The 23185-nt window shown below is 55.7% G+C and carries 20 protein-coding genes and 2 tRNA genes; 5 read left to right on the top strand and 17 right to left on the bottom strand.

Annotated features, from left to right (window positions below; all coding sequences use genetic code 11):
• Positions 1 to 6: 6 nt before the first annotated feature.
• Positions 7 to 1197 (bottom strand): acetyl-CoA C-acyltransferase, encoded by a 1191-nt coding sequence (locus BUQ90_RS10935; protein WP_074205257.1) that lies wholly within the window; start codon positions 1195 to 1197, stop codon positions 7 to 9.
• Positions 1198 to 1356: 159 nt separating this feature from the next.
• Here BUQ90_RS10935 and BUQ90_RS10940 point away from each other — a divergent pair, with 159 nt between their 5' ends.
• From BUQ90_RS10940 to BUQ90_RS10955, 4 genes are all read left to right on the top strand, one after another.
• Positions 1357 to 2136: a prepilin peptidase gene (locus tag BUQ90_RS10940; RefSeq protein ID WP_074206359.1), complete on the top strand. Its 780-nt coding sequence runs from the start codon at positions 1357 to 1359 to the stop codon at positions 2134 to 2136.
• A gap of 76 nt (positions 2137 to 2212) precedes the next feature.
• Positions 2213 to 2297, top strand: a tRNA-Leu gene (locus tag BUQ90_RS10945).
• A 193-nt stretch (positions 2298 to 2490) separates the two neighbouring features.
• Positions 2491 to 5049, top strand: coding sequence for a TonB-dependent receptor (locus BUQ90_RS10950; protein WP_074205258.1), 2559 nt, complete (start codon positions 2491 to 2493; stop codon positions 5047 to 5049).
• Between the two features lie 257 nt (positions 5050 to 5306).
• The gene (locus BUQ90_RS10955) at positions 5307 to 8231 is read left to right on the top strand and encodes a TonB-dependent receptor (protein WP_074205259.1); all 2925 of its coding nucleotides are present in this window, start codon (positions 5307 to 5309) and stop codon (positions 8229 to 8231) included.
• 179 nt (positions 8232 to 8410) lie between these two features.
• Here BUQ90_RS10955 and BUQ90_RS10960 read toward each other — a convergent pair.
• From BUQ90_RS10960 to BUQ90_RS10995, 8 genes are all read right to left on the bottom strand, one after another.
• Positions 8411 to 8486, bottom strand: a tRNA-Thr gene (locus tag BUQ90_RS10960).
• Between the two features lie 41 nt (positions 8487 to 8527).
• Positions 8528 to 9400 carry a hypothetical protein gene (locus BUQ90_RS10965; protein WP_074205260.1) on the bottom strand — a complete coding sequence of 291 codons (873 nt, stop codon included), beginning with the start codon at positions 9398 to 9400 and terminating at the stop codon, positions 8528 to 8530.
• A gap of 83 nt (positions 9401 to 9483) precedes the next feature.
• Positions 9484 to 10644, bottom strand: coding sequence for a mechanosensitive ion channel (locus BUQ90_RS10970; RefSeq protein WP_204244789.1), 1161 nt, complete (start codon positions 10642 to 10644; stop codon positions 9484 to 9486).
• Between the two features lie 125 nt (positions 10645 to 10769).
• Positions 10770 to 11756, bottom strand: coding sequence for an NADPH:quinone oxidoreductase family protein (locus BUQ90_RS10975; protein ID WP_074205261.1), 987 nt, complete (start codon positions 11754 to 11756; stop codon positions 10770 to 10772).
• Positions 11753 to 13129: a serine hydrolase domain-containing protein gene (locus BUQ90_RS10980; protein ID WP_074205262.1), complete on the bottom strand. Its 1377-nt coding sequence runs from the start codon at positions 13127 to 13129 to the stop codon at positions 11753 to 11755. Before BUQ90_RS10980 ends, BUQ90_RS10975 begins: the two co-directional genes overlap by 4 nt.
• The gene (locus tag BUQ90_RS10985; RefSeq protein WP_143182841.1) at positions 13129 to 13674 is read right to left on the bottom strand and encodes a surface-adhesin E family protein; all 546 of its coding nucleotides are present in this window, start codon (positions 13672 to 13674) and stop codon (positions 13129 to 13131) included. Before BUQ90_RS10985 ends, BUQ90_RS10980 begins: the two co-directional genes overlap by 1 nt.
• Positions 13664 to 14977, bottom strand: coding sequence for a replication-associated recombination protein A (locus BUQ90_RS10990; RefSeq protein WP_074205264.1), 1314 nt, complete (start codon positions 14975 to 14977; stop codon positions 13664 to 13666). The genes BUQ90_RS10985 and BUQ90_RS10990 overlap by 11 nt, the downstream gene beginning before the upstream one ends.
• Before the next feature lie 74 nt (positions 14978 to 15051).
• A complete protein-coding gene (locus BUQ90_RS10995) occupies positions 15052 to 16233 on the bottom strand; it encodes a glycosyltransferase family 4 protein (RefSeq protein WP_074205265.1) in 1182 nt (393 codons plus the stop codon).
• A gap of 64 nt (positions 16234 to 16297) precedes the next feature.
• On the opposite strand from BUQ90_RS10995, the gene BUQ90_RS11000 reads away from it, so the two are divergent.
• Positions 16298 to 16954 carry an MOSC domain-containing protein gene (locus BUQ90_RS11000; RefSeq protein WP_074205266.1) on the top strand — a complete coding sequence of 219 codons (657 nt, stop codon included), beginning with the start codon at positions 16298 to 16300 and terminating at the stop codon, positions 16952 to 16954.
• Here the strand turns inward: BUQ90_RS11000 and BUQ90_RS11005 are convergent, their stop codons facing one another.
• From BUQ90_RS11005 to rimI, 8 genes are all read right to left on the bottom strand, one after another.
• A complete protein-coding gene (locus tag BUQ90_RS11005; RefSeq protein WP_074206361.1) occupies positions 16955 to 17896 on the bottom strand; it encodes a hemolysin family protein in 942 nt (313 codons plus the stop codon).
• Positions 17897 to 17914: 18 nt separating this feature from the next.
• Positions 17915 to 18424, bottom strand: coding sequence for an rRNA maturation RNase YbeY (gene ybeY, locus BUQ90_RS11010; RefSeq protein ID WP_074205267.1), 510 nt, complete (start codon positions 18422 to 18424; stop codon positions 17915 to 17917).
• Between the two features lie 26 nt (positions 18425 to 18450).
• Positions 18451 to 19482, bottom strand: coding sequence for a PhoH family protein (locus BUQ90_RS11015; RefSeq protein WP_074205268.1), 1032 nt, complete (start codon positions 19480 to 19482; stop codon positions 18451 to 18453).
• Positions 19482 to 20819 (bottom strand): tRNA (N6-isopentenyl adenosine(37)-C2)-methylthiotransferase MiaB, encoded by a 1338-nt coding sequence (gene miaB / locus BUQ90_RS11020; RefSeq protein WP_074205269.1) that lies wholly within the window; start codon positions 20817 to 20819, stop codon positions 19482 to 19484. The genes BUQ90_RS11015 and miaB overlap by 1 nt, the downstream gene beginning before the upstream one ends.
• 9 nt (positions 20820 to 20828) lie before the next feature.
• A complete protein-coding gene (locus tag BUQ90_RS11025; protein WP_084192671.1) occupies positions 20829 to 21629 on the bottom strand; it encodes a lysophospholipid acyltransferase family protein in 801 nt (266 codons plus the stop codon).
• Positions 21601 to 22023 carry a Fur family transcriptional regulator gene (locus BUQ90_RS11030; RefSeq protein ID WP_074205270.1) on the bottom strand — a complete coding sequence of 141 codons (423 nt, stop codon included), beginning with the start codon at positions 22021 to 22023 and terminating at the stop codon, positions 21601 to 21603. The genes BUQ90_RS11025 and BUQ90_RS11030 overlap by 29 nt, the downstream gene beginning before the upstream one ends.
• A 109-nt stretch (positions 22024 to 22132) precedes the next feature.
• Positions 22133 to 22546 (bottom strand): Ros/MucR family transcriptional regulator, encoded by a 414-nt coding sequence (locus tag BUQ90_RS11035; RefSeq protein ID WP_074205271.1) that lies wholly within the window; start codon positions 22544 to 22546, stop codon positions 22133 to 22135.
• Between the two features lie 131 nt (positions 22547 to 22677).
• Complete coding sequence (gene rimI / locus BUQ90_RS11040) at positions 22678 to 23184, bottom strand: ribosomal protein S18-alanine N-acetyltransferase (RefSeq protein WP_143182842.1); 507 nt, start codon at positions 23182 to 23184, stop codon at positions 22678 to 22680.
• Position 23185: the final 1 nt, after the last annotated feature.

A 23185-nucleotide genomic window follows, 5' to 3' on the forward strand; every position in this document is an offset into this window, starting at 1 on the left:
GTCGCGCTAGTCTGCCATTTCAATAGCAACAGCGGTTGCTTCACCACCGCCGATACACAGGGCCGCTACACCCTTTTTCAGACCACGTTTTTTCAGCGCCGCCATCAGCGTCACCATGATCCGCGCACCGCTGGCTCCAATCGGATGGCCAAGTGCCGTTGCCCCGCCGTTCACATTCAGCTTGTCGCGGGTAATCCCGATATCCTGCATCGCAAACATGGCCACGCAGGCGAAGGCTTCGTTGACCTCCCAAAGGTCGACATCTTCCACGCCCCAGCTGGCCTTTTCGAGTACCTTTTTGATCGCGCTCACCGGAGCTGTGGTGAACCTGGCCGGAGCATGGGCATGGGCAGCATGGGCGACAACCCTTGCGACGGGTTTCAGGCCTTTTTCTTCGGCCACGCTGGCACGGGAGAGGACCATCGCTGCCGCACCGTCCGAAATGGACGATGCATTGGCAGCCGTAATCGTGCCGTCCTTGGCAAAGGCGGGGCGCAGATGCGGGATCTTGTCGGGTTTGCCCTTGAGCGGCTGTTCGTCCTTGTCGACAACCACGCTGCCCTTGCGGGTTTTGACCTCAACCGCAACGACTTCTTCGTCAAAGGCATCGCCCTCGACGGCCGATTTCGCCCGGGCCAGGGATTCAATCGCATATTCATCCTGGGCTTCGCGGGTCAGCTGATATTCGCCAGCGGTTTCTTCGGCAAAACTGCCCATCGCCCGGCCCGGTTCATAGGCGTCCTCCAGGCCATCCAGAAACATGTGGTCCTTGACTTCAGCATGACCAAGCCGGGCTCCGGCGCGCATTTTTGGGAGCAGATAGGGGGCGTTGGTCATGCTTTCCATGCCGCCTGTGACGATGATGTCGACAGAACCCGCCGCCAGCGCCTCGGCGCCCATGATGGCGGTCTGCATGCCGGACCCGCACATTTTGTTGACAGTAGTTGCTTCGACCGATTCCGGCAGGCCGCCAAGGATTGCCGCCTGCCGTGCCGGGGCCTGGCCCTGTCCGGCTGACAGGACGTTGCCCATGTAAATGCGCTCGACATCCGAACCATCGATCCCGGCCCGTTCCACAGCTGCCTTGACCGCCACAGCACCGAGATCCGGCGCGCTGACATCGCCAAGGGCACCAAGCATTCCACCCATTGGTGTCCGGGCATAGGACAGAATGACGACGGGATCCGGGTTCAGCATGAGAGGGCCTTTCAGTTGTTCGGGTGTCTGCAGCAATATCTGGCAGACCGCGTGTTTCTGCAGTCCACATAGGCAGACATTTCGCCCTTTTCAATCATTGCATTGATCATCTTGACCCGCCGTGCCAATCGGGAAGTATTGTGGCATGCCGGAGATTTGATGTCCCTTTTGTTTTATCCCGTTGCCGGTGCAATATTTGGCCTGATCATCGGAAGCTTTCTGGCCACTGTTCTGGTGCGCTGGCCAGCAGGAGAATCGGCGCTTGGAGGACGATCGCGCTGTGACCAGTGCCAGTCCAGTCTGAGCGCCCGCGAGTTGATTCCGGTCGTGAGCTACATTCTGCAGTCCGGTAAATGTCGCGCATGCCGGCACAAGATTGCGCCGGAACACCCGGCCATGGAACTGACAGCTGCAATGATCGGGGCACTGGCCTTCGCGCAGGCTCCCGGTGTTGAAGGACTGCTCGGGGCCTTGCTTGGCTGGCAGCTATTGTTGCTTGCTGCACTGGACGTGAAGCACCAGTGGTTGCCGGATCGTCTGACATATTTGCTGATTATCAGCGGATTGCTTGGCGGTCTGTTGGCAGGCAGCCCGCTGATGGCTGATCGCGCCATTGGAGCTGTGACCGGTTTTGCCGTCTTTTGGGTAGTACGCTTGCTGTATTTTCGTGCCCGCGAGCAGGAAGGCCTGGGGCAGGGGGATGCCAAGTTGCTGGCCGGTATTGGTGCCTGGCTGGGCTGGATGGCTTTGCCAATGGTTGTTCTGCTGGCCTGTATCATCGGGCTGGCGGGCGTTTTCCTGTCGCGGTTGAGGGGGCAGGCGGTAGCCGCTGATACGGCGTTGCCGTTTGGCAGCTACCTTGCTGTAGCGGCATTTCCGCTTTGGCTGATAACCACGGAAATTCCAGTCAGCGCTCTGGCTGAAATATTCACCCTGTAAAAGCCGTTGCAAGGCGGAAAGGTCTTCGCTAACAGAAGCGCGATTTTGAAGAAGCCCGTCTGCGGCGTCAAAATCAGCCCCTGTGGTGGAATTGGTAGACGCGCTCGACTCAAAATCGAGTTCCGCAAGGAGTGCCCGTTCGAGTCGGGCCAGGGGCACCATTTTCCCTTTCGGTTAGCCTGTTGTGACTTTGATGCAACGAATTGGTTGTCGTTGTTACAATTGTGGACCTTTATCTCCCGTTTTCCCCGGTTTCTCTAGACTGTTGACCGCATTTATATAAGAACTGCGCTTAGTTGGAGGGCCAACTTAGTAAGTAAAGTCACCCAAAGACTGGGGACGCAGGAGAAATTAATGAAAATTGCACGGTTTTTAGCCGCTACCGCTCTTGGTGGCGTCATTTCGGCTACACCAGCCTATGCCCAGGAGGCACAGGAACAGGAAACTTTTGACGATAATGTGATTATCGTGACCGCGACCAAGCGTGAACAGACGTTGCAGGAGATTCCGATTTCGGTTTCCGTAACAACTGGCGAAACACTTGAAGCTGCGCAAATTCGCGACGTACTTGATTTGCAAACCGTTACACCTTCGCTGCGTGTCAGCCAGCTGCAGACATCATCGGCGTCGACGTTCATCATTCGCGGTTTCGGTAACGGCGACAACAATTTCGGCATCGAGCCATCGGTCGGCGTCTTTATTGACGGCGTGTTCCGTTCGCGTTCTGCCGCTGCCCTGTCAGATCTTCCGAATGTCCAGCGCATTGAGGTCCTGAATGGCCCGCAATCAACGCTGTTCGGCAAAAACGCATCCGCCGGCGTGATTTCCGTCGTAACACGAGAGCCCCAGTTTGAATTTGGTGGCTCGCTTGAAGCCAGCTATGGCAACTTCAATGCCGTCGTCCTCAAGGCCGATGTTACCGGCCCGATCACAGAGAATATCGCATTCTCGGTCGACGGTAGTTACAACCGCCGCGATGGCTATGCCACGATCGTCAATCTTGACGAAGAGCAGAATGACCGCAATCGCTGGTCGGCACGCGGGCAGCTGCTGATCGAGGCGACTCCCGATCTGCGTATCCGGGCCATTGCCGATTATTCGCGCATTGATGAAGTTTGCTGTCAGGTTGGAACAGTGGTTTCCGGACCGGCTACAGCTGCGATTAATGCCGTAGGCGGACAGCTCGACACAGATCTTTTCAGCTATAATGCTTTCCTCAACTTTGTTCCGACCAATGAAGTCGACAATTATGGCGGTTCGGTCCAGATTGACTGGGACACCGGCCCGATCTCGGTAACGTCAATCACGTCTTATCGCGAACTGAAGAACTTCTTCCTGTCGGACATCGACTATACAAGCGCCTCGCTTGCGACCGAAACGCGCGATCAGGATGTCGAAACGTTCACACAGGAAATCCGGATTGCATCTGATTTTGACGGACCGATCAACTTCCTGCTCGGTGGCTATTATTTTGACGAGTCCATTTCCCAGGACAGCGCCATTCAGAACGGCAGCGATATTCGCGACGTGTTTGAATTGCTGGCCGGCGGGGATCCAGCCGATGTGCTGGCCGGACTGCCTTCGGTGTTCAACGGCGTGGAAGCTGCGCTCGGTCTGCCGCAGGAAAGCATCTTCAACACGCCGCTGCTCACGTCCGAACAGTTCAGCATGGACAATACGTCCTGGTCGATTTTCGGTACGGTTGATTTCGAACCGCTGGATGGCCTCGTGTTCACCGGTGGTTTCAACTACACCGATGATTCCAAGGACTTTGCGCTGGCGCAGCAGTCTTTTGATCCGCTGGGTCAGATCAATCTGGTCGACGCCTTTATCGTTGGGGCATCAGGCGGCACGGTTACCACCCGTGACCAGTTCCAGGCGCTTCCGGCGGCAAACCAGGCTGCTCTCCTGGCTGCGGCGACCGATCCGGCTGTGAACCAGCTGCTTGGTCTTGCAGCCTTCCAATTCCAGCCACCGTTCGTCACCATTCCCAATGCGGTTGAGGATGGCCGGACAAATGATGACAAGTTCACCTACTTGCTGCGCGCATCATACGAGATTTCTCCGGAGATCAATGTCTATGCAAGCTATGCAACGGGTTTCAAGGCGAGCTCGGTCAATCTTTCCCGTGACAGCCGTCCGTCGAACACGGACTTCATCGCAGGGCCGGGCAACTCGACCTTTGCCGCGCCGTCATCGCCAATTCTTGATGCTGGCCTGGCCGTGCCCAACCTTGTCACCGGTTCGCGTTTTGCCGGTCCGGAAGAAGCAGAAGTCTATGAAGTTGGCCTGAAAGCCAACTGGCCTGGACTGAGCGTCAACCTGGCGTTGTTCGACCAGACGATCGAAGGCTTCCAGAGCTTTGCGTTCACCGGAACAGGTTTTGCCCTTCGGAATGCCGGTGAGCAATCCGTCCGCGGTTTCGAGCTGGATGTCAATGTTCAGCCGACCGATGGTCTGGTGTTCACTTTTGCTGCGACCCATCTCGATCCGCTGTTTGACGATTTCCCGGGCAGTGTTCTGGGTGATCTCACCGGTGAACGTCCTGGTGGCATTCCGGCCTGGAGCATTGCGACTTCGGCAACATATACCCATGAGTTCGGTGCATCGGGCAATCGCCTGATCACTCGCGTGGACTATAACCATGAGAGCAATACCGACATCAACAATGGTCTGCCCGAATTCAATGCGAACCTTGGCAACACGCAGATCTTCCGTCGTGAAGTCAACCTGCTCAACGCCTCGATGACGCTGGCCCTCGACAACGGCCTGGAGGTTGGCATCTGGGGTCGCAACCTGACCGATGACCAGCGCCTCCTGACGGTGTTTGATGGCGTTGCCCAGTCGGGTACGGTCTCCGGTTATCCCAGCGCACCACGCACCTATGGCGGCGTTGTCCGCTTCAAGTTCTAAGCGAACCGGAAACGAAAAAGAACAGCCCCGTCGGGAAACCGGCGGGGCTTTTTCTATGGCTACTCCCGGTACAACTGAAAGGCATTCGTCCGAAAATTGCACAAACTGTGACAATCAGGATACAAAATTTCACGGATTTCCGGGAAACTGTCGATTCTGACTGGACTTAATCGATTGATTAGTTGAGTGTGCAGACATCTGGGGGGATGAGCGCAAAGTTTCACTCTCCGGAAACGTAATGGGATTGGGAGAGAGACATGCGTAAATCGCTTTTGTTGGCCGCTACAGCTATATCTGCAATAAGTGCGCCAGCCCTGGCACAGGACCAGGACAATAACTCAGACGACAACATCATTATCGTGACCGCACAGCGGCAGGCACAAAGTCTGCAGGAAGTGCCGATCGCGGTGTCGGCTTTTGACTCTGACGCGCTGGAAGCGCAGCAGATCGAAAATGCCAGTGACTTGCAGCTGACATTGCCGAACGTATCTTTCACCAAAAGCAACTTTACAGCATCAAGTTTCACCATCCGCGGGATCGGTGATTTGTGTGTCGGTGTGACGTGCGACTCAGCAACGGCAATTCATCTCAATGATGCACCTTTGTTCAACACACGTCTGTTTGAGACAGAATATTTTGACCTTGAGCGCATCGAAGTATTGCGTGGCCCGCAGGGCACCCTGTTTGGCCGAAATGCTACATCAGGTGTTGTCAACGTGGTGACGGCTAAACCGCAACTTGGAGAATTTGCTGCGTCGCTTGAAGGTCAGTACGGCAATTTCAACGCATATCAGATCAAGGGGATGGTCAACGTCCCAGTTGGCGACACACTCGCAGTTCGCGCAGCCGGTTTCTATCAGAAACGTGACGGTTATACCCGTAATCTGTTTGACGGATCGCGGATAGATGGCCGAGACATGTATGCTGTTCGAGGGTCTCTGAAATGGGAACCGACACCTGACACGACAATAGACCTGATGGCTTACTATTTCCGGGAAGATGACGATCGTCTGCGGATTCAGAAACAGCTCTGTCAAACTGATCCGACCGGCGTGCTGGGTTGTTTGAACAACCGTCTCGAGTTCGGCAAAGTGAATACCAATGCCACGTTCACTGGAACATTAGGATCGCGAGAATTCTTGGCGTCACAAGGGGGTGCCGGCTTTGCGGCATTGGGTCTTGGCAGTATTTATGATCCCAACTCCAACGGCCATTCCAACTTTACTGAACCCGATGATGTGCGTGTCGTGAATACGGATTTCAATCCGGAATACTTTACCGACGAACTGCAATTGCAGGCACATCTGGAACATGATTTCGGGCCAATCCAAGTCTCTTTGACAGGTCTGTACCAGGAAACGGCAGTGGATTCCCGTCAGGACTACAACCTTTCGGTATTGTCACGCGGCACAATTGATCCAACAATAGCGCTGCTGGGTGCCACGACGGGGCCCGGCGGGCCGTTTGAGGCCTTTGCACCGGTACTGAATGCAGTAACCTCGGGCACGCAATTATGTACTTCGGATACCGATACAATCGGCCTCGGTTCCTACGGTGGCAACCGTATTTGTGCTGATACGCCGATCTCGCTTGATCGTTCCAACCAAGACAATACAAGCTGGTCAATCGAAGGCATTATCAGCAGTGATCTCGATGGACCGTTTAATTTCTTGTTGGGCGGTATCTATGCTGAGAATAATCTTGGTCAAAATAGCTACTACGTAAATACCTTCGCGATCGACTATATTGCCGGTATTTTGGGTGCGTCCAACGGCGGCTTTTTGGCGACCCCATATTTCCGGAACAATACACGGGAATTTGAGTTGGAGTCCTATGGCATTTTCGGAGAAGTCTATTTTGACTTGACCAATAATCTGAAGCTTACAGGCGGTTTGCGTTACAATAATGACAAAAAGTTTGTGGAAGCGCGATCAACACTGGCGAGCTTCCTGGTGCCATTTGGTCAAACAACCGATGCCTTCACCTCTCCTTTTGTTGGTGGCTTTGATGCTGATCCGGGTACCGCCGGCAATCAACTCGTTCAACAACGCAGTGTGGCCTTTGACGAGATCACCGGACGTTTCGTTGTTGACTGGCAGTTCACCGATGACAACCTGCTCTATGCTTCCTATTCACGTGGTTATAAATCGGGGGGTATAAATCCGCCCTTGCAGCCGATTTTCGCTGTACCGGAGTCCTTCGGTTCGGAGCAGATCGATGCCTTTGAAATCGGTTCGAAAAACACATTCGCGAACGGTGCTCTGCAGCTCAATCTGACGGCCTTCTACTATAAGTACAAGGATCTTCAGCTGAGCCGGATCATTGCCCGTACGGCAGTCAATGACACGATTGACGCAGACATTTACGGATTGGAGATTGAAGGCTTTCTTCGTCCGGATCCGGACTGGGTTATCAATCTGGGCTTCAGTTACCTGAATACCGAAGTCAAGGGAGACCAGTTCTTCAGCAATCCACGTGATCCGGGTGGCGGACGTGCGGATGCGGTGATCATCAAAGACATTTCGAATGGAGCCAATTGTGCGGTCATTCCAACCACGGCTGGAAACGCCGCTGGCTCAAATGGCTTTGTGAATACCGTAAACACTTTGATAAACGGCGGACTCGACCTGGATCCCACCAGCCCCGGTCTGGAAATCCAGCCTGGTGCCAACCTTCAGGGCACTACCGCATTTCCTTCTGATGGAGGCATAGCATCGACCGGTGCATTCAGTTTCTGTGGAATTCTGGAAGCCTTGGCTCCAACTGTAGGTACAGGATTTGGCGGGGTCGAAGTTCTCAGCCCCGGCGTTCAGGTGAACCTGCGTGGGAACAACCTGCCACAAGCACCGAATGTCAAGGTATCAGCCGGCGTCCAGTATACGCATAATTTTGACAGCGGCTGGTCTCTCGTACCACGCGTCGATATCGCTTATACCGGCGACCAAACGGCAAGCATTTTTAACGGTAATGTCAACAAGATCGAGGGCTTCACGCAAGCCAATGCTTCGATCCAGTTGAATGGAACGGACGAAAAATGGTTTGTCCGGGCGTTTGTCCAGAATATTTTTGACAGCAATTCCATTACCGGACAATATCTGACAGATGCTTCATCGGGGCTGTTCACCAACATCTTTACGCTGGATCCGCGGCGTTATGGTGTTGCAGCCGGTATCAAGTTCTAAAAGAGATCGTCACGACCGAAGAAAAGCCCTGCCGGGAAACTGGCGGGGCTTTTTTGGTTGGGTGATCTTGGCCAGGGGGCTGTTCCGGATCTCTCGAGGACTGGATTGGAGAACCCCTCCCTTGCGGTCGGGATTTTTTCGGGAGAATGTCTCCAAGACATTCTTTCTTTCCGAAAAAATGGTGCCGAATATCCGACTCGAACGGATGACCTACCGCTTACAAGGCGGTTGCTCTACCAGCTGAGCTAATTCGGCGCTGGTTGCACGGGCCTAACCCGCAGCGAGCGCTCTTTGGCTCAAAATACGCCAAAGGTCCAGCCCTCTTTTTGCGCGATCTCGCTGGTCAGTTCAGGAGGTGCCCACAGCCGGGGATCCCTGCTGGCCTGCTTCATCCAGGCCGCGGTGATCATCGCATCGGTCCTGTGATCATCATAGCGATCGAGGCGGGCGGGGGAGGGCACGTCCAGCTTGCCCAGTGCCTTTTCCAGTCCATCACGGTCGCGGACCTTGCTGCGGCCGCGCGGCAGACCGGCCGCCAGTGCCGCAATTGTGGTGTATATTTCGACAATGACGGGACCGCTGTCCGGTACCGGATCAAATGGCCAGACCGGGATGGTGCCCTCCAGTTGGTGCAACAGGCGCATACCGGTGAGGCTGGATTTGCCAACCTGGGCGGCCCCGACAAGATTGAAACAACTGGCGCTGTTGGCCTGTCCGGTATCGCGCTGATGTTGTTCGACCCGTCGCAGGCGACCAATACCGCCTGTAAACAGGTCTCCGACATTATCCCGGCCATGACGAAAATGCCGTTGTGCCTCGGGATGTTGCAGAAAATTCCCGACACTCATCCAGGGGTCATTCCGGGAAAGCCCGTCAACGAGGCGCCACAGGCTCCGTGCATCCTTCGGGCTTTCAGTCCATTCCGGAAAGTAGCAACCGCAATCCCGGAATGGCAGCGCCGTGGAAAGATCGAAGCCGACAAGAATATTCACTTTATTGTCAGCAAGCCGCAGCAGCCAGTTTTTGACATCCTCTCTCGACCAGCGCGGCGAGGGGTTGAGGAGTGCGGGCGGACCGTCTGATCCAATGGTGGCAACCGCAATTCCGGGCGGGCGTTCGATTCTGGCTCCGGACCAGTCGACACAGGCAAAATTTTCGAAATTGCGCATGTCCTGTTCCTGCCTGTCGAATCGTCAAAAGAAAAGGGGCGGGCCTTGCGAGCCCGCCCCATTTTGATCCTTGAAATCTGCGATTACTTCTTGCGCAAATCTTCCAGCGTCTTGGCCGCTGCGTCACGTCCACCGAGGCCGAAGGCCAGAGCCCCTGCCACCGCAATGGCTGCAACAATGGCAGTGAAGGCCGTCTGCACGATTTCCTCGCCGACACCCATGAACTGGAGCCCCATGAATGCGAAGAGCAACAGGGCGGCGTAGCGCACCACCGAAGCGGCCATGGCGTTTTCGCCCATCAGCCGTGCCAGCATGTTGGCAATGAAGAAGCCAAGGGCAATCACCACACCACCGAAAATGACGCGACCACCGAGGTCGAGAACATTGTCGAGAATGTTGGTCAGCTCTGGGAAATTGAGCAAGCGCGTTGCGGCAATGGCTGCAAACAGCATGATCGCAATCATGGCAATTTTGGAGACCAGCGACGAAATCTTGCTGCCCTCGGGCAGGATACCCAGTGCGCCCACTGAACGGTCAACACCGAGGCCCGGAAGCAATTCTTCCACCAGACTGCCAACCCAGCGCGCAATAAGATAGGCCACACCAAGTACGAGGGCCGCACCAATAATCAGCGGAATCGCACTCAAAATCGTTTCCAGCAAGGTAACCGCCGGATCACTGATCGCGGAGATCTGCAAGGCCTGAAGCGCTGCGATCGATACCGGAACGATGATCAGGACATAGACGATCGTGCCGATTGTGTTGCTGATGGCGGTATTCCCGGTCACCTGCTCTGCACCTGCGCGATTGGCCCATTTGTCGAGATTGATCGTCTGCATGAATGTGATGACCAGATCCTTGACGATTTTGGCAACGATCGAACCGATGAAGAAGATGATCCCGGCTCCAACGATATTGGGAATAAAGCCCATCACCGTGTCAAGAAGCTCCTGCAGCGGCTCGGTTACCGCATCGAGTTTAAATACGGTCAATATGGCGATCCAGCCAAACAGCCAGATCAGAAGACTCACTATCCGACCAAGAGACATTCCGATGGATTCACCGCTTCCGCCAAAATCTCGCTGCAGAAAGGAAATATTGTCCACAAGTTTTGCAAAAGCCCATTTGCTTCCCTTGGCGACCAGCCAAGTCACGATCCAAATCGCTACAGCCTGAAGGATCATGAGCCCCCACTCGCTGGCTACGTCCATATCGAGCACGTAGTTACCAAACAAACCATCCATATTCATTCCCCTTCTGAATTCGGTTTCAATGCCAACCATTTACCACGAAAAGCGAAGAATAAACAGGCGAGAGTCTGTGCGGGTGGCTGTCCAAATGTAATCAGATGTATCCGGGAAAGCCTGTTTTACATTTCCAGAACGACGCGGCCGATCGCTTCGCGTCTTTCCAGTATTCGCAACGCTTCGGCGGCGTCCTGCAAGGCGAATCGGTGCGAGATATGCGGTTTCATCACGCCCTTTTCGGCAAGCTCCTGCATGGCTGCCGCATTGCGACTGGCCAGATCCGGATCGCGGCGGGCACTTTCACCGGCGCGAAGGCCGATCAGGCTGTATCCCTTGATCAGCGCATGATTGGCCGGGAAGGAGGGGATGTCGCCGCTGGCAAAGCCCACGATCAGATAGTGCCCGCCCCAGGCAATGGCCCGGGTTGCGGCAAGGGCCAGATCGCCGCCAACCGGATCATAGACAATATCTGCACCCTTGCCGTCGGTCAGTGCCTTCACCTTTTTTGCCAGATCCGGGTCTGCGGGGTCCAGTGCATGGTCCGCGCCGCAATCCAGAACCACTTTCCGCTTGGTTTCACTCGACGCTGTACCGATCACCCGCGCACCCTTGTATTTTGCCAGCTTTACGGCGGCCAGCCCGACCCCGCCGCTGGCACCGAGGACAAGTACCGTCTGTCCGGGTTGCGTGTCCCCCTTGTCATGCAGCGCGTGCCACGCGGTAATGGCGGCTGTCTGCCAGCAGGCGCCATCTGCGTAGGACAGGGCAGGCGGCAATATTTTCACTGCATCTTGTCCGACCGTCATCTGTTCCGCAAAGCCGCCACCCTTGTTGCCCGCCATGACACGATCACCGACGGCAAAGTCCACGACTTCGGCGCCAGCTTCGATTATGTCGCCGGCGACCTCCAGTCCGGGCACGAACGGGGGGTCTGGCCGAAACTGGTATTTGCCATATGTCATCAGCAGGTCCGGGAAGTTGAGACCTGCTGCCTTGACGGCGATGCGCACCTCATTGGCACCCAGTGGCGCTGTCTCCTTGTCCTGAATCTCAACCGAGCCGGGACCCGTTAGGGCCGTGCAAACTGCTGCGCGCCAGGTGCCGCTCATGACCCGGTCGCTTCCACGATTGCCCGGGTAAAGGCCGCGATGTCAAAGCGGTTGGCTCGCGTATCATAACCACGCCGGACGATCACAAGATCGCGGGACGGAATGATCACCAGAAACTGCCCGCGATTGCCAAATCCGGCAAAGCTGTCAGGCGGTACGCCATCGGTCTTGTTCATCAACCAGAAGGTGGCACCATAGCCAAATTGTCGCTCAGGTTGCGGTCCGGATGCGGTGCTCACATAGGATCGCCAGTTTTCCGGAAGCAGTCGTTCTGGATTAGCTTTCCCATGCTCCCAAACACCATTGTTGAGATAGAGCAGGCCCAGTCGCCCGAGATCCCTTGCCGTGGTCCAGACCTGGCTGGAGAGGACAGGGCTGCCTTGCCAGTCGGTCTCGGCATAGGTCCGCGTCATGCCGAGTTTCATGAAAAACTCATATGGCGCAAACGGCTTCAGCCGCGCGGCATGCACCGCCAGCAAAGTGTCGTTATTGGCGTAGCGAAAGCGACTGCCCGGTCTGTATAGGAGGGGCCAGCTGGTGGTGCGTTCCGTTACGCTGGCACCGCCCAGGTAGATCGGGTCGGTGCGATTGCCGGCGGTGTCGCTGGTCAATCCGCTGGCCATTCGCATCAGCTGATCCGGCGTGATCTGCTTTCGCGGATCACTGTCGTCCGTCCATTCCGGAATCTGGCCGGGCGCATGGATATCGAGACCGGTAGTATGCACCGCGTGTCCGATGAGCGTGCCAGCGATGGATTTTGCTACTGACCAGGTCCGCTGGGCCGTATGCCGGTCATGCCCTGGCTTGAACGTTTCGGCGATGATCCGACCATTTTTGATGATCAGGACGGCGCTGGTTTTCCCGCCAAATTGCGCGTCATTTTGGGCTGCGGCCACCACGCGACCCAGTTCTTTGGGAATCGCGGAAGGAGCGGCCATCGCATCTTCATCTCCCATCGGCCAGGGTTGAATGTCAAAGCTGGGCCGGACCGCAGTGGGATCTGTCCTGTATTGTCCATCAAAGCGAATGGGCATGCCGGTACAGCCGGTCACCGGGTTCCAGAGTGCAGTGCGCGGTGGACTGTGGTCACTGTAGCTGACCTGTACCTGACGGTTTTTCTGATCGATCTCCAGTTCCAGTGTTGGTACGATTTCGGCCACCCGGTCATAGATCCCGGTCAGTTCATCCGCTTCAATATCTGCGAGCGATTTGCCGCCGTTCCACAGGCCGGAGCAGACAAATTGGGCTTTGTAACCGGCCGCCAGAGCGCGGTCATAGTCAGAAGGCTCTTCGGCTCCGGCGGGCCGGGTAGCCAGCAAGCCGAAGGCGGAAGAAGCAATCACTCCCTGCAATAGGAATTTTCCGATCTTCATTATTTGCTCCAGTCTGCGTTGATATAGGCAATGAGCCATGTGAGGGGCTGCATGTGGGGATGGGATTGCCGCTGTCCGATGGTGGCATCAGCATCACAGGCAAACCGGACTATGGCTCCATACCCGGTTTCGGATGTGGATGGCACAACACGCTCTTGCGGTGAGTCCTGTTCGTACGGAGCAGCCGGCTGTTCGGCGCCGTCATATGTTGATCGATTTCGCATGCGGTAACTCCCGGTCGAACAATCGATAATCATATCGGAACGCAAATCCCGGATATTCTCACGCAGCGACCGATCCTCGCGGCCAGTCATGACAATCCTGGAAACGGCAAGGGTGACGGCCTTCTTGTCGCGCTCAACACTTGCCTTGTCGGCAAAATAGATTTCGCTGCGATAGTCCGGTGATTCATCCTCGATGATCTCGTCAACAAGGTACCAGTCCGCTCTCTCGGCAGACGGAACCGGATCTGAACTGGCAGCGCCATGTGCTGGGGGAGCAATCAGTGCAGCCGTTACCATTACCGAAAGCACGTTACCCGTCATTTTTCTGGTTCCTGAGATTGTCCCAATAGGCCAGTCGTTCCCTGATCTTGTGTTCAAGTCCGCGATCTACCGGCTGATAGAACTCTTCTGCCTGCATCGATTCCGGCCAGTAATTGTCGCCGGAAAAGCCCTCGTCTTTTTCATGATCATAACTGTAACCCTCACCATAACCGATGTCCTTCATCAGGCTGGTGGGTGCGTTCAGAATGTTTTGCGGGGGCACCAGAGAACCGGTTTTTCTGGCTGATTTCCAGGCAGATTTCTGGGCCTTGTAGGCAGCATTGGATTTGGGCGCGGTGGCGCAATAGAGACAGGCCTGCACGATCGCCAGCTCACCCTCCGGACTGCCCAGAAACTCATAGGCCTGTTTGGCTGCGAGTGCCTGCACCAGCGCCTGCGGATCAGCGAGACCAATATCCTCGCTGGCAAATCGCACGATCCGGCGCAACACATAGAGCGGTTCTTCTCCGGCAACCAGCATGCGGGCCAGATAGTACAAAGCGGCCTGGGGATCGGAACCACGGAGCGATTTGTGCAAGGCGGAAATGAGGTTGTAATGTCCGTCTCGATCCTTGTCATAAACAGCCATCCGGCGATGCAGCAGCTTTGCAAGTTCAGCCGGCTCGACCGGGGCCTCCATGTTCATTGAAAAAAGCGTTTCAGCCTGATTGAGCAGAAACCTGCCATCGCCATCCGCGCTGGCCACCAGTGCCTCCCGGGCGTCAGGCGTTAGCGGAAGTTCACGTTCCTCCAGCGCTTCGGCTTTCTCCAGCAACTGCATCAGCGCTGCGCTGTCGAGACGATTGAGTATGAGCACCTGAGTCCGGCTGAGCAGGGCGGCATTGAGTTCAAAGGACGGATTTTCCGTGGTCGCTCCGACCAGTGTGACTGCTCCTTTCTCGACATAGGGGAGAAAACTGTCCTGCTGCGAACGATTGAAGCGGTGAATTTCATCAACAAACAAAAGGGTCTGCTGTCCCAGCTCAAGACGCTGTTCGGCTTCCGCAAAGACCTTCTTGAGATCAGCGACACCTGAAAATACGGCAGAAATTGACTTGAAATGTAGATCAGTTTGCTCGGCCAGCAATCGGGCGAGACTGGTTTTTCCGGTTCCCGGAGGTCCCCAGAAGATAATCGAAGACAATTTGCCGGAGACAAGCATCCGGCTCAGACTGCCTTCCGGACCGACCAGATGGTCTTGCCCGACAATGTCGTCCAGTTGGGTCGGGCGCAAGCGTTCGGCCAGTGGGGCAGCAGGATTGCCCGGATCTGTCGTCGTCTCCTTCTGGAACAGATCCGTCATGTGCCGGGCACCTCATGCTTCGGATGACATCTTGCAGCGGAAGTGAGGTGAGGGGGATCGGACTTCATCTGACTTTACCGGATGGCTTCCTGACTGATCGGGCCGTGCCCCAGCTCCCTCTGCCGAATCAGACGCAAATAGCTCTGGGCCACGGTGTTATTGATCTGGTCCCAGCTGAACTCATCCGACCTTTTCTCGCCGGCTGCACCATGTTCGCCGCGGATATTGCTGTTCTCGCAGTAGAGTTGCAGCGCGTCGGCAAATTCGCGAATGGCTCCAGGAGTGATCAATCGTCCGGACTCTCCGTCCCGGACAAGGCTCTGACTGCCGGTAGCCTTGGCGGCCACAACCGGGATTCCGCATGCCATTGCTTCCAGCGTGACGTTGCCGAATGTTTCGGTGACCGACGGGTTGAAAAGCATATCCATGCTTCCAACGCCGCGACCGAGATCTTTCCCTTGCTGAAATCCTGCAAATATTGCTTCGGGGATCCGGTCCTCGAACCATTGCTTGGCGGGACCTTCTCCGATCACCAACACGCGATGCGCAACATTCCGGCGCTTGAGTTCGTCAATGCTGTCAGAGAATACATCCAGCCCCTTTTCCATCACCAGCCGGCCCAGGAAGCCGATGACCGGTTCATGGTCTGCGATTCCGAAGGAACGACGCCATTCAAGGTCACGGCGCCCAGGATTGAAGACTTCCCGATCCACCCCACGCGACCAGATGCCAACATCATAGTTCATGCGTTGTTCGCGCAAGACCTGGGCCATGGATTCAGAAGGTGCGACAATCGCATCGCAACGCCGGTACAGACGGCGCAAAATGGCCTCGATGACCGGCTCCAGAAACGCGAGATTATAGTAGCGCGGATAGGTTTCGAAACGGGTGTGGACAGATGCGAGCACAGGAATGTTCTGTTTTCGGGCCCAGCTCACCATGCGGTGTCCGACAAAATCGGGACTCGAAATCTGCATGACATTGGGCCGGAACTGCTGAAGATCGCGCCGCGCGACGGACGACATATGTGTCGGAAACCGGTATTCGCCGCGACCGGGAAAAGCCACCGAGGGCACACTGATCAGGTCGCCCGTCGGTTCAAACGCCGGTGTATCCGTGGTCGGTGAATATACCCGGACAGCAGCACCCTGATCCAGCAGATATCCGGCGAGGCGGTTCAGTGCCTGATTGGCACCGTCCCGCACAAAATTATAGTTGCCGCTGTACAAGGCAATACGAAGATCACTGATTTCCATCGGCTGCTTCAAGCACAGTCACGCGGAAATTGCCAATCTCATCTTGCTGGTCTAGCGACAGCTTATGATTGAGACGAAACTGGATCATTTGCTGATTGGCACACCGCAACCGTTTCGGGACGACGGAGAGATGAGCGCCATTGTCAAGACAAAAGTGCCGGACGCCATTTTTCTGGGGCCACTGGGGCTGGAAGGCAACGAGGTTGCCGATCCCGTTCATCATGGCGGCCAGGACAAAGCGGTGCATCTTTATGCGGCCGAACACTATTCATGGTGGCGGCAAAGATATCCCGGATTGGGAATATTGAATCAACCGGGCGCTTTTGGGGAAAATTTCAGCTGTACCGGCCTGACCGAAGATCGCCTCTGTCTGGGTGACATGTTTCGGGTGGGAGAAGCCCTGATCGAATGCAGCCATGCGCGCCAGCCCTGCTGGAAGCTGAATCACCGTTTTGGCGAGAAAGACGTGATGAAAACGGTGATCCGGACGGCACGATCCGGCAGTTATTTTCGGGTGATCGAGCCGGGAAGGGTGCAGGCCGGTGACCGGATTTCCCAATGCGAGCGACCCCATCCAGACTGGCCGCTGGATAAACTGTTCCGGATTCTCATCAGCGGCGACCACGACGGTCGAAAGACCGAATTGCAGTGGCTTGCCAGCTCGCCAGTGCTCGCCAGCACGTGGCGGAAACGCGCGGAACAGCTGGCTGAAAAACAGTGATCAGTCGCTGTCCTGATCGTCGCCTTCCGGTGGGTGCAATTTCAGTCGCCTGACCCGCCGGTCATCTGCCTCGATGACTTCGAGCCGCCAGCCACTGGGATGACCCAGAATCTCTCCGGCTTTCGGGATGTGGCCGGCAAGCACGAAAGACAATCCGCCAATAGTGTCGACATCCTCGTCAATCTCGGCCAGCGCGGGGTGAACTTCCTCTCCGACATCGTCCAGTTCGGCGCGCGCATCAACTTCCCATATCCCGTTATGCAACTGCTTGAACATGGGCACCGGTTCGTCATCATGCTCGTCCTCAATATCGCCGACAATTTCCTCGACAATATCTTCGATGGTCACCAGTCCTTCGGTGCCGTTATATTCGTCAAAGATGATCGCGAGATGGGTTCTCGTTGCCCGCATTTCGGCCAGGAGATCGAGCACGCCCATGGATTCCGGAACGAAACGCGGCTGTCGCAGGAAGGGGCTGATATCCGACGGCGGCGTGCCACCTTTGGCAACGAGGGCAAATATGTCCTTGATGTGCACCATGCCGATGATCGTATCCAGATTTTCCCGATAGACCGGGAGCCGGCTGTGACCATGTTCGGAGAAAATCTCGACATATTCGCTGAATGGTGCACTTTCCTCGATGGCGATGATATCCGCCCTCGGAACCGCGATGTCATCGACCCGGTGATCACTGAAATGCAGCAAGTTGCGCAGCATTTCCAGCTCGACCGCAGAAAGATCTTCGGCTTTGCCGCTGTCTCCGTCGGTTTCGTTCTCGTGCTCGTCAATCACTTCCTCGAGCTGTGCGCGCAGGCTGTTATCCTCTGCTTCACCAAAAAGCAGGGCCTTCAGGCTGCGCCATATTCGCCCGGGTTCTTCGTCTTCGCTCTTGACGGGTGTGGCACTGCCATTCCCCGTATTGCTGATATTTTCGTCTGGCATGATCGTTGTTTTGGTCACTTATTCCATATGTGCATCGGGATAGGGGTTGGCAATCCCGAGATTTGCCAATGCTCTGGTTTCCAAAGCCTCCATTGTCAATGCATCAGCCTCATTCTGGTGGTCATAGCCTAGCAAATGCAGGGTGCCGTGAACAATCAAATGTGCGGCATGATCTGACACGGAAATCTGCTTTTCCTCTGCCTCGTTAACGCAAGTTTCTTTGGCAAGAATAATGTCACCCAGCAAGATTTCGCCGTCGTCTGTATTGGCCAGGCCGCCGAGCATGTCCTGCGCCACCAACGGAAAGGAGAGCACATTGGTTGGCTTGTCCTTGTCCCGATAGGCGGCGTTCAATTTGCGGACTTCGTCATCCGACGTAAACCGGATCGCAACTTCCAGATTTGCCGACAGCTGGCTCAATGACTGATAGGGAGTCAGCCTCATGGCATTGTCGACCGCTGACCTTGCCAATTTCTGCCAGTTGATGGTTTCACCCCACCCTTCGTTCAATGTCGCGACGTCAAGCAATGGAAACTGACCACAGTTCGGGGAGCTTAATTGGCATCCGGGCCTTCATAGGCATCGACGATCCGGCCCACCAACGGATGGCGAACGACATCACTGCTGGTGAAACGAATGGTGGAGATGCCGTCAATGCCTTCCAGCCGGCTGACCGCATCGTTCAGGCCTGACCGGCTGTCACCGCCCGGAATATCGACTTGCCGCGGGTCGCCGCAGACGACCATCCGGCTGCTCATGCCAAATCGGGTCAGGAACATCTTCATTTGGGCGGGCGTCGTGTTCTGTGCTTCATCCAGAATGATGAAGGCGTCGCCCAGCGTGCGTCCGCGCATGAATGCCAGCGGGGCGATTTCGATTTCACCGGACTCGATCCGCCGTTCCACCTGTTCGGCGGGCAGGCAGTCGAACAACGCATCGTAAATCGGGCGGAGATAGGGGTCGACCTTGTCTTTCATGTCGCCCGGAAGAAAACCGAGATGTTCACCGGCTTCGACAGCCGGGCGAGACAGAATGAGGCGCTGCACAGCGCCTGTGATCAGCATCGCCACGGCCTGGGCGACTGCGAGATAGGTCTTGCCAGTGCCAGCCGGACCCAGTGCAAAGATCATGTCATCCCGGGCCAGGGCTTCCATATAATGGGCCTGTCCGACCGACCGCGGAACGATGGTCTTTTTGCGGGTGCGGATCATCACTTTGGGTGGTTCGGAAATATCATTCTTGCCGCGTGCGCCGGAAGCGCCCGTGCCCTTTGCGGCTTTCTCGATTCGCGGATCTGCAGCCATGGCGATAATGGCCTCAACGGCGCTGGCGTCGATTTCCTGTCCTTTTTCCAGACGGTTATAAATGCCGGTCAACACGTCCCGTGCCCTCGTTGCCGCGTCTTCCTCGCCTTCGATTTTCAGGTTTGTTCCGCGCGCGGCAATATAGACACCGAGACGATTTTCGATCGCCACGATATTGCGGTCATATTCTCCAAACAGGTCACCGAGCAGCTGCGGATCGTCAAATTCCAGATCCAGCGTGATGACTCCTCGCGGTTGTTCGCTTTGCGCTTTCTTGGCCATCAGGCAGCTATACTCCTTGGCATCCGTCCCTGCAGGCTGTTGGGTCCGGCGGATTCAATTTCCACATCGACCATGTCACCAATGGCAAGGCCGGGGGCTACCACGTGGACCGATTGCAGCCAGGGCGTCTTGCCGACCAGCTGCCCTTCCAGCTTGCCTTTCCGTTCCAGCAAAATGCTGGTCTTTCGCCCGACGGTCTGGCGGTTAAATTGGTGCTGCTGTTCGTTCAGCAAAGCCTGAAGCCGTTGCAGTCTTTCGTCCATCACTTCACGTGCAATCTGTTGTTCCATGACGGCCGCGGGAGTGCCCGGTCGCGGGGAATATTTGAACGAATAGGCCTGTGCGTAACTGGCTTCGGCCACCAGCTCCATGGTTTTTTCGAAATCCTCGTCGGACTCACCCGGAAAACCGACAATGAAATCCCCGGAAATGGCTATATCGGGCCGGACTTTCCGGATCCGGTCCAGGATATCGAGATAGCTTTCGGTGCTGTGCGACCGGTTCATGGCCTTCAGGATGGGATCACTGCCGGACTGCACGGGCAAATGGAGATAGGGCATCAGCTTGGGCACATCCCCATGGGCATCGATCAGTGCCTGGCTCATGTCATTCGGGTGGCTGGTCGTATACCGGATGCGTTGTAGGCCATCAATCCGGTCCAGGGCGCGGATCAGACCATCGAGCCCGGTCGTTACGCCGCGGTCGTCTTCGCCAGACCATGCGTTGACATTCTGGCCAAGCAACGTGATTTCCCGCGCGCCGCCATCAACCAGGGCCCTGGCTTCATCCACCAGATCACCCCATGGGCGCGAAATCTCGGCACCGCGGGTGTAGGGGACCACACAATAGGTGCAGAATTTGTCGCAACCCTCCTGGATGGTCAGAAATGCTGTGGGACGGGCCTGTTTCTTGCGGGTAGGCAATATGTCGAATTTCGACTGTACCGGCATGTCGGTATCAAGCGCCCGTTTGCCGCTCTTGGCCTGTTCAATAAGTTCGGGAAGGCGATGATAAGCCTGGGGGCCAACGACAATGTCTACACTTGGCGCGCGACGGGAAATTTCGCGACCTTCCGCCTGCGCCACACAGCCGGCGACAGCGATGAGCGGGCTTTCTCCGTCCTTACCGCGCAAACGCCCAATGTCCGAATAGACTTTCTCGGCAGCCTTCTCGCGAATATGGCAGGTGTTCAGAACAACCAGATCTGCATCTTCATCTTCGCCTGCGCTGCTCATGCCCTGATCGGTCAGCATCTCGGACATGCGTTCGCCATCATAGACGTTCATCTGACAGCCAAAGGATTTGACCCGGAACTTCGTGGGATTTTTGCGATTCATAGCGGGCGCCTATACAACGGGGCGTCCTGACAGGGAAGCGGAAAGCGCCAGCGAGATACGGCGCTCGGCTTCGGCACAAATTGCCTTGCGATCACCAAATTCTGCCGGATCAAACGGTTCTAGGAAATGCAGGGTGACCGGAATAATTCCCCATCTGGAAAACAGCCGCATGGCATTATGTGCAGCGGTTTCTTCGCCAACCCACGCGATGTCCTTGCTGATCTTGCCATAGTCAAGCAGCATGGGTTGCACCCGGATGGGTTTCGGCGGCGGGGCCATGGCCTGAAACAGGGACGGTTTGAATGGCAGCAATTCGTGGCCTTCTGTGGTTGTACCTTCTGGGAATACGGTGATCGGATATTTTTCTTCGATCGCTTCGCGGATCACTTCAACCTGGCCGTTGACGTCCATCCGGTTAGTGCGTGATACAAAAATCGTCTTGTTGATCCGGCACAGCCATCCGATGATTGGCCAGCTGGCGATCCCGTCCTGGGCGACGAATGTGCAGCCAGTCATTCCTGCAACCACAGGAATGTCAAACCAGCTGATATGGTTGGAAACGTAAAACACATCCTGCTTCAGCCGTTTTCCCTTTGTCTTGATGACCGCACCGCAATTGGTGGCGACCAGCCACAGGAAAAACCGGGGCCAGGGCGATGGCAGGCGAAAAAGACGCCAGAGATAGTGCAGAGGAAGGCAGACAAGCAGGCTGAGAACAATGCCCGTCACTCGCAGGCAGAGCAGCAAAAAGCCAAAAATGGAAACGGGTTTTTCCGAACCGTCAGTTTTTGCGGTCAGAGGATACGCCATAAAGCTCCATGCGGTGGTCAACAAGCCGGTATCCCAGCTTTTCCGCGATCTGTTTTTGCAGTGCTTCCAGTTCGGGATCGACAAATTCGATGACTTTGCCGGTTTCCACATCTATCAAATGATCGTGATGTGCCTCGGGAACGGCCTCGTAACGCGCCCGGCCGTCGCCAAAGTCATGCCGGTCGAGAATTCCGGCTTCTTCAAACAGACGGACTGTCCGGTAGACGGTGGCGATGGAAATGCGCGAATCTTCCGCGGCGGCCCGTTCATGCAAAGTCTCAACATCTGGATGATCATCAGCTTCCGAGATCACGCGGGCAATCACGCGCCGCTGGTCCGTAATCCTCAGACCTTTCTCCGCACATAATTTCTCGAGATCGATTTTATCGGGCATGCATGTTCGTCCTGTCTAGCAGTGCAGACTTTATTGCGCCGTGCCGATAAAGCAAAGCGGAAAATGTCAATCGCAGGCGGTTTGGGCAGGCCTTTGGGAGCCTGCCGGTTCAGCGTTTGCCGCGTTTCTTTCCCAAACCAATGGATTTCGCCAGTTGCCGACGCTTTTCGGCATAATTTGGCGCGACCATCGGATAATCGCTGGGCAGTCCCCATTTGGTGCGATATTCGTCAGGTGTCAGACCATAATGTGTCATGAGATGACGCTTCAGCATTTTCAGCTTTTTGCCGTCTTCCAGGCATACGACATAATCCGGCTTGATCGATGATTTGATCGATACTGCCGGGGTTGGTTTGGCCTGCTCGGCCGCTTTCCCCGACAGGCCTGCCAGGGCACCGTGTACATTGTTAATGATCAGCGGCAAATCTGATACGGCCACACTATTGTTACTTACATGTGCGGCTACAATGTCCGATGTAAGTGTAATCAGGGTCTCATCGAGAACCATCTCGTCATTTGTCATAATATCCCTCATTTGCGACTTGTTTTTTTTGCTAGGGTATTTGGGTTGCCCCCGATGACTTATTTGCAAAGATATAGGTCGTTGGCAACTACCAAAGTCCACAGTTTTCTGCGCGAAACAGGAATTTGGGCCTATAGTGTTTTGCGATAGGTGATTGCGTCATGTTTTTGTCCGCCACTGCCAGTATAATAGGCTTTCCGCTCGCCAATTTGGACAAATCCCAGTTTGCGATACAAATGTTGAGCCGGGTTGTTCGACCGGACTTCGAGAAAGATGGCCTCCACCTGGTTTTGTTGCGCATTCTCGATGAGCTGTCCAATCATCTTCTGCCCGATCCCGGCTTGCTGGTGATCGGGATCCACAGCGATCATCAGCAGCTCCAGTTCGCCCGCCACCATTCTGTAGATGCAGAACCCGCAATAAGATATCTGGCCATCGTCCCGGATGCCTGCCAGCATGAGATGGGTGTTGATCAGGGTAAGCATCGACCGGCACTGGCCTTCGTTCCAGGACTCCCCGAACTCGCTAGGAAAGGCCCGGGCCATTACGTCCATAACGGAATCGAGCTTTTCCGGTCCCGCCTCGCAAAGAAGAACGGACGGTTGTCGATCCAGATTGGGGCCATTTACAGTCGCCACG

Origin of the sequence: Parasphingorhabdus marina DSM 22363 (assembly GCF_900128895.1) — a bacterium.
In the GTDB taxonomy this organism is placed as follows: domain Bacteria; phylum Pseudomonadota; class Alphaproteobacteria; order Sphingomonadales; family Sphingomonadaceae; genus Parasphingorhabdus; species Parasphingorhabdus marina.